Below are 12,995 nucleotides of genomic sequence, written 5' to 3'. Positions count from 1 at the left end.
GGTTAATAATCTCCTGTTTTTAGGTTGTTATTAAAACAGAATTCAGACTTCAGAATTCAGAATTAATAAACATCTCCAGAAATTAAATATGCGTTATCCTCGTTTAGGACATAAACTGATGGTAAAACCGCAGCGCCAAAAAACTTTCTTTGTCTATTGCTTATTGCCAGCTATATCTCGAACAATCCTAAAACCTGCGTGTTGATAAAAATTGGGACGGAACCAGTTGCGATAATATTTTAAAGCTTCTGTACCGTTAGTTATCCAACATCCTCCTAGCATTATATGATGTTTGGTGTCAAAAAAGATCGCAGAATTATCTTCGTAGAGATAATGAGGTTTATATCCGGAAAGGGGATTTAAATGATCGCTCAACCATTCCCAAACATTACCTCGCAAGTCGTACAATCCAGAGTGACTTTTGGCTGTTTCTAACATTCCAACTGGACTCGGCGAACCAAATTTTAGATTGAGATTGTAATTATCTATATCTTCTGATGAATTATTTCCATAAGTTGCTAAATGATATTCTGGTTCGCTCATTAAGCGAGTATCTTCACCTTGCCAACGGCAATAAGCCATTGCTTCATAGTGATTGACTTCTACTGGCCAATCTAGGGGTAATTCCATTTCATCAAACATAGCTCGATATTTATAACTGCCATTTTCAGGGAGCCAAAATTTGGGGTGTTTGATGTTATTTTGAGTTTTCCAATTCCAAGATTCCTTATGCCAATATTCGGGATTTTCGTAGCCACCAGCTTTGACAAAATAAATAAACTCGGCGTTGGTGATTAGATATTTACTAGCGAAAAAGGGTTGAACTTCAACAGTGCGATCGCCATAATCAATATCCCATCCATAAGTCCTATCGTCAAAGGCTTTGCCAAGTTTTACCACCCCGCCAGGAACTTCTATCATTTCATTCCCAGGAGTGTAACCATTAAAAGCAGCATATTTCCAATTTGAAGGGCGTTTGACTCTTCCAATTGGTAGTTGGCGAATTAACATCGAAGAAGTTTCAATGTGAATACGCTGGTGTTCAATTGCCATCATTAATGCCCAAAGGGGACAATCGGGATGAATTGGCAGAGTAATTGGAGTGGTTTTAATTACTTCTGAGATGATGGAAAATGCTTGCCTTCGATATTCCCAAGTTTGGGCAAGAGACGGCCAATTCAAATGAGCGATCGCTTCATTCAATTCTTCTGGTTTCTCTGGATCGACTCCAATTTCAAATAAAATTTCATACTCTGGATTCAAGCGTTTTTCTAATAACCCAACGCGAATTAATTTATTGATGTAGAAAACAGCCGAATGTCCCAGGTAAAAAATTAGAGGGTTTCTCAAAGGATCGGGATTGATATAAAATGTATCCTCCCCAACTAGACTTTCCATTAAAATATCTTCTAGTTGCCAAGCATTCTCAAAGTAATCGAGAATGATTTGAGAATTACAACTATCCAGTTTTGGAGGTTTAGTAGATTGTAGACTACTCATGCTGTCAAAAAAAATTTTGGATTTTAGATTTTGCCTACTCCTACGGTGAAGCAAGCTACGCGTAGCGTGTCAAAGACAAAAGTTTGAGGCAGTGTTTCTGGGAATAGTTCGGCTCGTAAAAACGCAATTTTTCGCGTTTCTAGATAAGGGTTTTGGCTTTATACCCTATTCCCTACTCCCTTTTTCAACATCGATTTAAGCTTGACAAAGAATTAACCCGAACCATTCTTGCGGATCTGTCCAAGTCTTCAATGTCTTAAGTCCGTGCATCTTTAGTTGTTCTTGCATAATTGCTAAATCAAACTTGCGCGAAATTTCGGTGAGAATACTTTCTCCCTCTGTAAAAGAAACTTGTAAATTTAATGCTTTTAAAGATACCTGATGACTCTTTTGGGAATGCAGATACATCTCAATTTGAGCGTCAGTTTGGTTATAAATAGCTTGATGAGTAAATAAATTAAGGTCAAAATTGCCTTGAAAACGCCAATTTAAATGAGACAGCATATTCAAGTTAAAAGCAGCCGTTATTCCCTGACTGTCGTTATAAGCTGGCTCTAAAATTTCCTTGGGTTTTTGTAAATCAATCCCCAAAAGAAAGTAATCTCCAGGTTGTAGAGTTTTAGCAATTTGTCCTAAAAATTTATCGCATTCCTGCGGGTTAAAATTTCCCAGAGAACTGCCTAAGAAAAAAATCATCCGTGATGCTGCAAAAGTTGATTCTAGTTTTGCTAAGGCTTGTTCGTAGGTTCCGATTAAACCCTCAATAAAAAAAGCTGGATATTTTTGTTGCAGCTTTAATACACTAGATTGTAAGATACCACGACTCACATCAACGGGTATATATCTACAGTAACTGGCAAGTTTTTGGTAAGCATCTAACAAAAATAGAGTTTTTGTAGAACTGCCACTCCCTAATTCTACGAGTTCGCAAGCACCTGTTATTTGAGCAATTTCATCAGCATATTGCTGCAAAATCCATGCTTCTGTTCGTGTTGGATAATATTCTGGTAATTCACATATTTGTTCAAATAATTCTGAACCGCGATCGTCGTAGAAATATTTTGGAGGTATACTTTTCGGCGTTCGAGTTAATCCTTGAATGACATCTTGTCCCTCGTTAGACAGAGCTTGATCGTGGTCATTCAAAATTTTTAGAGATTTTGTTAACATTATGTGAATGTGTTGATTTATTGATTTAATTCTTCAATATTACAGATTTAAAATTTAATAGCAAGTGGGATTTTTAAACAAATTCATAATTTCTTTTTATCTACTAAAAGCCAATCGGAATACTGCGGTATCTTTAGGGTTTGAATAATTCAGTCATCAGTTAATAGCCCTCTTTCATCGCTGTCTATTAGAGAATAATTTCATCCTCCGCAAGTATTAATTTTAAGCGAAAGAGCTTATTTCACCATAATGTTATGAAATGTAGAAAAAATTTTTTAATGTTGAAAAATCAACTTCGGCTTTTCTTTACCCAGAGTGGTTTAAGAACGGTAAGTGAGTGGGTGAGAATAAACAGAACTATATTATTAAAGGTAAGCCCTTGTTTAAATTTTGTTGATGAAATATAGCAAATTACAAATTATATAGCCGTAGCCACATAGGTTAGGACATTAACAAGTGTGAATGCTAGGAATGGTAACAGTTTTACCTTCTGCCTCCTGCTTGTTGCTATAATTATCAGAAGTTAGGTTTAGTTGTGCTGTTTTACTTACAGTTAAGTTAAAAAAGTTGTATGTTGAGTGGCGATCGCCAAACCAAACTACTTTTTGCTTTCAATGTATGGCTAAGCTGTGTTGAATTATAAATAGCATAAGACTACAAAAATTCTTTTAAGTAGGTAGGCATAATTAAACATTAGATAAAATTTTTAGTTAGTAGTGAGCGATTCATCGCTGATTCAGGATTATCAAGACTAAAGTTCTGACTACAAACTTTAAATTTATTTACGCCTAGCTACTTAGTGTCTGCAATCAATTTTGTCTAATTAATTGAGAGAAGCATAGGGCGATGCCTTCACAGTAGGCATCGCGGATTTTAGATTGCTCGAATCTAAAATCCCAAATCGATTTAACGATTTAGCGCCGCAGCTTCCCTTGCTGCTGCTGCTTGATCTGGGTGGATACCCAAGCGTGTAAGATTAATCCGGCCTTTGTTATCAATTTCGCGCACTTTGATAATCACTTCATCGCCCACTGCGACTTCATCCTCAACTTTGCCAACGCGGTAGTCAGCGAGTTGAGAAATGTGAATCATGCCTTCTTTTCCAGGCAAAAATTCCACAAATGCACCTATTGGTATAATCCGAGTTACGCGCCCTACGTAGACATCCCCTTCGTGCAGCTTGCGGGTCATGCCTTGAATAATACTACGTGCTTTCTTCGCTTTGGCCTCGTCTATAGCGGAAATTGTCACTGTACCATCGTCTTCAATGTCAATTTTCGCACCAGTCTCTTCAGTAATCCCCTTGATGGTCTTGCCTCCGGGGCCAATGACTAGACCAATCATGTCTGAATCAATCTTGATTGTTAACAGACGTGGGGCATAGGGTGAAGTTTCGGTGCGAGGTTCGCCAATGCAAGCGAGCATTTTTTCCAGAATGTGCAACCGGGCTGATTTAGCTTGGTGGATGGCTTGGGCAATAACGTCTAAAGACAGACCGGAGATTTTCATGTCCATTTGCAGGGCGGTAATCCCGCTATCCGTTCCAGCAACTTTAAAGTCCATATCGCCCAGAAAGTCTTCAATGCCCTGAATGTCAGTCAGGACACGGACTTCATCTCCTTCCTTAATCAAACCCATTGCTGCACCACTGACGGGTTTGATAATTGGCACACCAGCATCCATTAAGGCGAGGGTGGAACCGCACACAGAACCCATTGAGGTGGAACCGTTGGAAGAAAGAACTTCCGATACGACGCGAATCACGTAAGGGAATTGTTCTTTTGTTGGTAGCACAGGTAACAGCGATCGCTCTGCTAAGGCACCGTGACCGATTTCACGTCTTCCTGGCGCACGTAAGGGCTTGGTTTCCCCGACTGAGAAAGGTGGGAAGTTGTAATGGTGGATGTAGCGTTTGGATTGGTCTATTTGTAAATCGTCGTTGAGGTTTTGGGCATCTCCTGGTGTACCCAGGGTACAAGCAGATAATACCTGGGTTAAACCCCGATTAAATAAACCGCTACCGTGGACTCGCTTTGGCAAAAGGTCAACTTGACAAGAAACGGGACGTACTTCATCGAGTTTGCGGCCATCAACGCGGACGTTATCTTCGATGATTTGACGGCGCATGAAGTATTTAGTAATGTCTTTAAATGTATTACCAAGTGCCTTAGAGTTTGCAGTTGCGGCAACTTTGATTGGGTCTTCGTCTGGCAGTTCGGCGATCGCAGTTTCAATTTTTTCCTTGACGACATCTAAAGCGGCATCACGTTCGGTTTTACCCAACTCAAATTGCGACAGGATTTTTTTAATTTCGTCGTTGGCGCGATCGCGGATATAATTTTCCAGCGTCACGTCTACTTCTGGTGGTGCTTCTTGCACTAGTTGTAAACCGAGTTCTGCGACTAAATCTTCCTGGGCTTTGATTAAATCCCGTACCGCTTCATAACCAAAATCAATTGCCTCGATAATATCTCGCTCTGGCAATTGATTGGCTCCCGCCTCAACCATAATCACACCATGCGGTGAACCTGCTACTATCAGATCCAAATCTCCAGCTTCAATTTCTGCATAGGTAGGATTAATGATGAAATCATCTCCCACTAAGCCAACCCGCACGGCTGCCATTGGCCCATTAAAAGGAATCTGAGCAATGAGGGTAGCAATTGAAGCACCTGTAACCGCTAGCACATCGGGTGGCACTAACTCGTCCATCGACAGCGTTAAAGCCACAACTTGTAGATCGTCGCGTAACCATGAAGGAAACAAAGGACGCAAAGGACGATCTATCAGACGGCTGGTAAGAATTGTTTTTTCTGGTGGGCGACCTTCGCGCCGCATAATTCCGCCAGGAATTCTACCAGCGGCATATAGCCTTTCTTCGTAATCTACTGTCAGGGGAAGAAAATCAACGCCTTCTCTGGCTTGCGATCGCGTAGCTGTCACCAAAACAGCTGTATCCCCTGATTCTATCAAAACCGACCCACCAGCTTGGGGAGCTAGTAGGCCTACTTTCAGTCGAATATCCCGTCCATCGAAGGATATTGACTTATCAACTTCAGCCATTCAGTTTTTTTTCCTTCTCTTTCGCTATTCTCTTTCTGTGGCAATCCTAACATTTATGCACTATGGCTGACTTCTGGTACATACAAAGTTAACTGTTGACAGTTGACGGTTAAGACTCATCAGTCAACAGTTAAGAGGATCGATTGGCATCTTTCAAGGCAAAGTGCGATACAACATTAGTGCGTCTACCACTTGCTCATTTTCTAGCTTGGCAGCACGGGGAATCCGACCAACGATCTCAAATCCTAAAGACTGCCACAGTGTAATTGAAGCTATATTAGTTTCAAAGACTAAATTGAACATTACTGCCTCGTAGCCCAGGTCTGCTGCGATGGAGAGCATCGACTCTCCCATGAACCGCCCTATACCTTGACCCCGCAAGCTGGCTTGTACAATAAAACCAGCATTGCAAATATGGCTACACCGACCAGGAAAGTTTGGCTTTAAATAAAATGCTCCCAATATTTCTTTTGGTTTTTGTTTATCATCTACAGCTGATGCCCTGACAACAAAGGCATCCTTGCTTAGCCAGTAACTGGAAAATTCTGCTTGAGATAGAGGTTGCTTTTGAGGATAAGTTTTACCTTCAACAATTACACTATTTAATAATGCTCTTACCGCCTCCTCTTCTAGAGGATGCATATAATCTACTTCGTATTTTATACCAAGTTTTAAAACTTTAACAATTGGAAAATCCATTATTAATAATGTCTCAATTGAATGACAAATTACCAGTATACAATTGTATTACAATATATAAGTAATTGATAATAAATGTACTGAAAATGTAGCAAGTAAAATTTTGGTAATTGGAATTATTTAATTTTACGAGAATTTGAGTAGTTAAAAATGGCAATTTTACACGGGAATTGGTTACTAAAAAATCAAAATGGTAGTTTATTTATTTGGGGAGAAACTTGGCGATCGCCGCGAGTAAATTTGGCATCGTATGAATCTGAAGAAATACCATTACATCCATTGGCAATGACATCCGTTGAGTTAAGCGAGTGGTTGCGTTCCCAAAATATGCCAATTGCCAACTTCATCCAGCAACCCCAAACTGTAGCTACAACTAACCGGACACGCAAAGCAACTAGTACTATTGAAATTGCTTTACCAACCCACTCCCAAATCATTGCCCTACCAACTTACATACCAGAAAACACTGGTAAAGAAACAGCAGGAATTTTCCCCGTTCATTCTGCTAGTTTGGAGCTAGCAGCAGACTCACCACAATATTTACAACCCTGGCGAGTTGAAGGTTTTTGTCTCACCCCCGCCCAAGCAGTAAAATTTCTTGCTGCTGTTCCCCTAAATGCTACTAAAGGTGAAGATGCCTTTTTGGGCACAGATTTACGCTTTTGGTCGCAGGTTGCCCGTTGGAGTCTGGATTTAATTTCTCGGTGTAAGTTTTTACCAACTATCAAACGGCAATCCGATAGTTCTACACTTGCTAAGTGGCAAGTACTCTTAGACAGTGCTGTAGACGGCACCCGCCTAGAAAAATTTTCTGCCAAGATGCCCTTGGTTTGTCGCACATATCAAGAGGAGATGGGGATTGGGAACTGGGGACTGGGGACTGGGGACGAGTTTTCCCAATCCCTAATCCCTAATCACCAGTCCCTACTTTATGTAAACTTCCCCACGGAACCTCAAGAATTGTTATTGGGATTTCTCAATAGTACGATAGATGCCCAAATACGAGAGATGGTGGGTTTCCAATCGGTGATGGAAGCCAAGGCGATTGTGTCTTTACCAGCTGCGGTGCGAGAGTGGTTGCCAGCTTTAACTAGTGCATCTGGTACAGTCAATGCAGAAGCCATTGAAGTGGAACGACTAGAAGCGGCACTTAAAGCCTGGACTATGCCGCTACAATACCAATTAACTCTGAAAACTCTGTTTCGCACTTGTTTTCAACTGCGTTCTCCGGAGTCTGGCGAAACAGATTGGACATTGGCGTATTTCCTGCAAGCGGCCGACAATCCAGAGTTTTTGGTGGATGCGGCAACAATTTGGAACAATCCAGTTGAACGATTGGTGTATGAAAATCGCACAATTGACCAACCCCAAGAAACATTTTTGCGGGGTTTAGGGCTAGCTTCCCGATTGTATCCAGTCCTTGCACCCAGTTTAGAAAGAGAATATCCCCAATCTTTTCTTCTTAACCCCATCCAAGCATACGAGTTTATCAAGTCTGTGGCTTGGAGGTTTGAAGATAGCGGTTTGGGAGTGATTCTACCTCCTACTTTGACGAACCGTGAAGGATGGGCGAACCGTTTGGGTTTAAAAATTACTGCCGAAACCCCAAAGACAAAGCAGGGACGTTTGGGGTTGCAAAGTTTATTGAATTTCCAATGGCAATTGGCAATTGGCGGACAGAATATTTCCAAAGCCGAGTTTGATAAACTTGTGGCTTTAAATAGCCCCTTGGTAGAAATTAATGGCGAGTGGGTAGAATTGCGACCCCAAGACATCAAGACAGCCCAAACCTTTTTCGCTTCCCGCAAAGACCAAATGGCGCTGTCTTTGGAAGATGCTTTGCGTTTGAGTACAGGGGACACCCAGGTAATTGAAAAATTACCAGTGGTCAGCTTTGAGGCCTCTGGCGCATTACAAGAGTTGATTGGGGCGCTAACCAATAATCAGGTTATTGAACCTTTGCCCACACCAACCAACTTTCAAGGACAGTTGCGACCTTATCAACAACGCGGTGCTGCTTGGCTTTCGTTCTTAGAACGTTGGGGTTTAGGTGCATGTTTGGCCGACGATATGGGATTGGGTAAAACGATCCAGTTCATCGCTTTTCTTCTGCATCTCAAAGAACAAGATGCACTAGAAAATCCAACTCTATTAGTTTGTCCAACTTCGGTTTTAGGTAACTGGGAAAGGGAAGTCAAGAAATTTGCACCAAGTCTGAAAGTTTTGCAATATCACGGTGATAAACGTCCTAAAGGAAAGGCCTTTGTAGAAGCAGTTAAAAAGCACGATTTAGTCATCACTAGTTACTCGTTGATTCATCGGGATATTAAATTTTTAGAAAGCGTTAATTGGCAGATAATTGTTTTAGATGAAGCCCAAAATGTGAAAAATTCCGAGGCTAAGCAATCAAAAGCAGTGCGGCAATTAGCAGCGACATTTCGGATTGCTTTGACAGGGACGCCAGTAGAAAATAGGCTGCAAGAATTGTGGTCGATTTTGGATTTTCTCAATCCCGGATATTTGGGCAATCGGCAATTCTTCCAGCGCCGATTTGCCATGCCAATTGAAAAGTATGGGGATACGGCTTCTTTGAGTCAATTACGTTCGTTGGTTCAGCCATTTATACTGCGCCGATTAAAAAGCGATCGCGACATTATTCAAGACTTGCCAGAGAAGCAAGAAATGACAGTATTTTGTGGTTTGACTGCCGACCAAGCCGCGCTTTATCAACAAGTAGTAGAAGCATCTTTAGCAGAAATTGAATCTGCTGAAGGTTTGCAACGTCGCGGGATGATTTTGGCTTTACTAATCAAACTCAAACAAATCTGCAATCACCCAGCGCAATATTTAAAACAAGCCACACTAGGACAACATCATTCAGCCAAACTGCTGCGGCTAGAAGAAATGTTAGAAGAACTTTTAGCAGAAGGCGATGCCTACGGCGCTGCTGGTGCAGAACGCGCTTTAATCTTCACCCAATTTGCTGAGTGGGGTAAGTTACTTAAACCTCATTTAGAAAAACAACTAGGACGAGAAATATTCTTTTTATATGGCAGCACCAATAAAAAACAACGCGAGGAAATGATAGACCGTTTCCAACACGATCCACAAGGGCCGCCGATTATGATTCTTTCTCTAAAAGCAGGTGGTGTAGGATTGAATTTAACACGAGCAAATCACGTATTCCATTTTGATAGATGGTGGAATCCAGCCGTAGAAAATCAAGCTACAGACCGAGTATTTCGCATTGGTCAAACCCGCAATGTCCAAGTACATAAATTTGTCTGTACTGGCACTTTAGAAGAGAAAATTCACGACATGATTGAAAGTAAAAAACAACTAGCCGAACAAGTTGTAGGTGCAGGTGAAGAATGGTTGACTGAACTAGATACAGACCAACTTCGTAACTTACTAATTCTTGACCGCAATGCAGTCATTGACGAGGATGACAGTTGATCGGACGAGTCAAATTACTTAATTTGAATATAGGAATCTGGTGAAAAAACTCGGTACACTTTAATTTCCGAAAATCCTATTGCCTGTTGCCTACCTAAGCAAATAATTTCAGTAATCAAACCGGATTCCTATATTATTCAATAATTCAAAAGGTAAAATCATGACTAATTATACTCTTCAAGCTAGTCGAGAATGGTGGTCGCAGCAATGGCTAGATTTGCTAGATTCTTACCGTTTTAAAAAGCGTTTGGAACGTGCTAGAAACTACGCACGTCAGGGAAATGTTTTAAGTATTGAGTTTCAAGGTGCAAAAGTATTAGCTAGGGTACAAGGTAGCGAAGTGGAACCTTATAAAGTTTCCCTTTCTCTTGAACCTTTTAGCGATGAACAATGGGGTTATGTGATTGAAACTATGTCCCAAAAAGCAATTTTTGCTGCCAAATTGTTGGCAGGAGAAATGCCGCAAAATATAGCAGAAGTGTTCACAGCTAATGGTCTTTCGTTATTTCCTTTTACCCTTTCTGATGTTCACAGTAAATGCTCTTGTCCAGATAAAGCAAATCCCTGTAAACATATTGGTGCGGTATACTATCAATTAGGCGATCGCTTTAGTGAAGACCCTTTTGTACTCTTTCAATTACGCGGACGCACCAAAGAGCAAATCCTCAGCGATTTACGACAGCTACGCAGTGGCAAGATAGAAGCTGTAACTTCAGAAACGCCTGATGTTCAACAATCAATTCCTCACAACAAATACTCGGTAAAAATAGACTCTTTCTGGCAATACAATGAACCACTAGAATCATCTTTAGTAGTAATTGCACCTTCAGCTAGCGAGACAATATTAGATGTATTAGGAGCAATTCCTCTAGCAAAGGAAGAGGAAAATGCAGTAAATTTAACTTCCACTGATGTGGTCATGAAGTATTTGAACACACTTTACACAGATGTCAGCCATAAAGCTGTTTTAGCAGCGATGAATGTGGGAGGAAGCTAAGTTAATTTTAGATTTTGGATTCAATTAAATCAAAGTTTTTAATTGCTTAAATTGATTGATGGATCAAAAAGAAGATTTACCAGATTTCAAAGCCATCTACATTGATGTATGAAATCAATCTAAAACCCAAAATCCAAAATCGAAAATATTTCATTGTCCAAACTCAAGCCTAGCCTGTTCTACCAAATCATCTGTCACAACCTCTTGCTGAGCTTGACGAGCCAATGCCTCAATTCGAGCTTTCGCTTGAGGACGCACAAAAAAGGGAATATTTTGCAACTTTTCTTTTGCTTCGGCTGTCCAGCGCAAAGCGCCGATAAAATTTGATTCGCTCATGGTATTAATTACCTCGGTAAACTATGTAAATAATTTTGGATTGATAATTTATTTTTGATAAAGGGTTTGTTAATCTGTTTGCCCTCTTGATTTTTATAATACATTCCAAGTTAGTGAAGTATACCATCTAGACCTGTTAGCTAGAGCGAGAGTCTATTCTAATTCTGACTCCTGAACTCTGCTATTTTTTATAAAAAAAACTCTTGCTTTTACGCAAGAGTCTGTAAGCTAATTGATTGTCAGTGATGAAAAAAACTTTGTAACCTAGTCGAGGAAGTCCATCGACATTACTGGTTCATTTTCACGGTCAATACCTTTTTCAAAACCACCAGCAGCTGCACGAGCGCGACCAGCGTGCCACAAGTGACCAACTAGGAAGAAGAATCCTAGTACGAAGTGTGAACATGCCAACCAAGCGCGAGGAGACACGTAGTTGAAGGAGTTGATTTCGGTAGCCACACCACCCACAGAGTTCAGAGAACCCAGAGGAGCATGTGTCATGTATTCAGCAGCACGACGAGCTTGCCAAGGCTGAATATCGTTCTTGATTTTTTCTAGGTCAAGACCGTTGGGGCCACGCAGAGGCTCCAACCAAGGGCCACGGAAATCCCAGAAGCGCATGGTTTCACCACCGAAGATGATTTCACCAGTGGGAGAGCGCATCAAGTATTTACCCAAACCTGTGGGGCCTTGGGCAGAACCAACGTTAGCACCTAAGCGTTGGTCACGAATCAGGAAAGTAAGAGCTTGAGCTTGAGAAGCTTCAGGACCGGTAGGGCCAAAGAATTCGCTGGGGTAAACAGTGTTGTTGTACCAAACCATGATGGAGGCAATGAAGCCCATCAGCGAGAGGGCACCTAAGCTGTAGGATAGGTAAGCTTCACCAGACCAAATGAAGGCACGACGCGCCCAACCAAAAGGCTTGGTGAGAATGTGGAAAATACCACCAGAAATACAGATAAAAGCAATCCAAATATGACCGCCGATAACATCTTCCAAGTTATCAACGCTCACAATCCAGCCTTCGCCACCGAAGGGAGATTTGATCAGATAACCAAAGATAACTGCTGGGTTGAGTGTTGGGTTAGTAATGATCCGAACATCACCACCACCTGGCGCCCAGGTATCATAGATACCACCAAAGAACATTGCCTTCAGCACCAACAACAGCGCACCGCTTCCCAAAATAATTAGGTGGAAACCGATGATGTTGGTCATCTTGTTCTTGTCTTTCCAGTCGTAACCAAAGAATGAGGAGTATTCTTCTAAGGTTTCTGGGCCACGAACGGCGTGATAGATACCGCCAAAGCCAAGGACTGCTGAGGAAATTAGGTGCAGTACACCAACAACGAAGTATGGGAAGGTGTCGATGACTTCACCGCCAGCACCAACACCCCAGCCCAAAGTCGCAAGGTGAGGCAGCAGGATTAACCCCTGCTCATACATGGGCTTTTCAGGAATGAAGTGAGCGACTTCAAACAAAGTCATCGCTCCAGCCCAGAATACAATCAAACCAGCGTGAGCAACGTGAGCGCCCAGTAGTTTGCCAGAAAGGTTAATTAAACGTGCGTTACCAGACCACCAGGCAAAGCCGGTAGATTCTTGGTCGCGTCCAGCACCGCCTAAAATATTTGGTCTATTAGAGAGCGTTACCACGTGGTAATACCTCCTCAGGGAATACAAATTGTTCGTGGATCTGATCTTGAGGAGCCATCCAAGCGCGGATACCCTCGTTGAGCAAAATGTTTTTGGTATAGAAAGTTTCAAACTCTGG

At 41.5% G+C, this 12,995-nt stretch carries 8 protein-coding genes and 1 pseudogene; 2 read left to right on the top strand and 7 right to left on the bottom strand.

Annotated elements, in window-relative coordinates:
- Positions 1–153: 153 nt before the first annotated feature.
- The 4 genes from ovoA to H6H03_RS20940 form a co-directional block, all read right to left on the bottom strand.
- Positions 154–1,500, bottom strand: coding sequence for a 5-histidylcysteine sulfoxide synthase (gene ovoA, locus H6H03_RS20955; protein ID WP_190957015.1), 1,347 nt, complete (start codon positions 1,498–1,500; stop codon positions 154–156).
- Positions 1,501–1,695: 195 nt separating this feature from the next.
- Entirely contained in the window at positions 1,696–2,670 is a 975-nt protein-coding gene (gene egtD, locus H6H03_RS20950) for an L-histidine N(alpha)-methyltransferase (protein WP_190957014.1), read from the bottom strand.
- A gap of 906 nt (positions 2,671–3,576) precedes the next feature.
- Positions 3,577–5,733 carry a polyribonucleotide nucleotidyltransferase gene (locus H6H03_RS20945; RefSeq protein WP_190957013.1) on the bottom strand — a complete coding sequence of 719 codons (2,157 nt, stop codon included), beginning with the start codon at positions 5,731–5,733 and terminating at the stop codon, positions 3,577–3,579.
- Positions 5,734–5,886: 153 nt separating this feature from the next.
- On the bottom strand, positions 5,887–6,432 hold the full coding sequence (locus H6H03_RS20940) for a GNAT family N-acetyltransferase (RefSeq protein ID WP_190957012.1): 546 nt from the start codon (positions 6,430–6,432) through the stop codon (positions 5,887–5,889).
- A gap of 150 nt (positions 6,433–6,582) precedes the next feature.
- On the opposite strand from H6H03_RS20940, the gene H6H03_RS20935 reads away from it, so the two are divergent.
- Both H6H03_RS20935 and H6H03_RS20930 read left to right on the top strand, forming a co-directional pair.
- Positions 6,583–9,888 carry a DEAD/DEAH box helicase gene (locus tag H6H03_RS20935; protein WP_190957011.1) on the top strand — a complete coding sequence of 1,102 codons (3,306 nt, stop codon included), beginning with the start codon at positions 6,583–6,585 and terminating at the stop codon, positions 9,886–9,888.
- A gap of 160 nt (positions 9,889–10,048) precedes the next feature.
- The gene (locus H6H03_RS20930) at positions 10,049–10,885 is read left to right on the top strand and encodes an SWIM zinc finger family protein (RefSeq protein WP_190957010.1); all 837 of its coding nucleotides are present in this window, start codon (positions 10,049–10,051) and stop codon (positions 10,883–10,885) included.
- A gap of 150 nt (positions 10,886–11,035) precedes the next feature.
- Here H6H03_RS20930 and H6H03_RS20925 read toward each other — a convergent pair whose 3' ends face one another.
- From H6H03_RS20925 to H6H03_RS20915, 3 genes and pseudogenes are all read right to left on the bottom strand, one after another.
- Entirely contained in the window at positions 11,036–11,221 is a 186-nt protein-coding gene (locus H6H03_RS20925; RefSeq protein WP_190957009.1) for a PCP reductase family protein, read from the bottom strand.
- 264 nt (positions 11,222–11,485) lie between these two features.
- The gene (psbC, locus tag H6H03_RS20920; RefSeq protein ID WP_190957008.1) at positions 11,486–12,877 is read right to left on the bottom strand and encodes a photosystem II reaction center protein CP43; all 1,392 of its coding nucleotides are present in this window, start codon (positions 12,875–12,877) and stop codon (positions 11,486–11,488) included.
- A pseudogene (locus tag H6H03_RS20915) lies at positions 12,861–12,995 on the bottom strand (photosystem II D2 protein (photosystem q(a) protein)); the annotation flags it as partial. The gene psbC and the pseudogene H6H03_RS20915, both read right to left, overlap by 17 nt.

It is taken from the genome of Nostoc paludosum FACHB-159, from assembly GCF_014698835.1.
Lineage (GTDB): Bacteria > Cyanobacteriota > Cyanobacteriia > Cyanobacteriales > Nostocaceae > Nostoc > Nostoc paludosum.
This window is presented reverse-complemented; position numbering and strand designations above follow the sequence as displayed.

Excerpts from the sequence above, each read along its gene's own strand:
- ovoA (WP_190957015.1), bottom strand. The coding sequence starts at position 1,500 with ATGAGTAGTCTACAATCTACTAAACCTCCAAAACTGGATAGTTGTAAT.
- egtD (WP_190957014.1), bottom strand. The coding sequence starts at position 2,670 with ATGTTAACAAAATCTCTAAAAATTTTGAATGACCACGATCAAGCTCTG.
- H6H03_RS20925 (WP_190957009.1), bottom strand. The coding sequence starts at position 11,221 with ATGAGCGAATCAAATTTTATCGGCGCTTTGCGCTGGACAGCCGAAGCA.
- H6H03_RS20945 (WP_190957013.1), bottom strand. The coding sequence starts at position 5,733 with ATGGCTGAAGTTGATAAGTCAATATCCTTCGATGGACGGGATATTCGA.
- H6H03_RS20930 (WP_190957010.1), top strand. The coding sequence starts at position 10,049 with ATGACTAATTATACTCTTCAAGCTAGTCGAGAATGGTGGTCGCAGCAA.
- H6H03_RS20935 (WP_190957011.1), top strand. The coding sequence starts at position 6,583 with ATGGCAATTTTACACGGGAATTGGTTACTAAAAAATCAAAATGGTAGT.
- H6H03_RS20940 (WP_190957012.1), bottom strand. The coding sequence starts at position 6,432 with ATGGATTTTCCAATTGTTAAAGTTTTAAAACTTGGTATAAAATACGAA.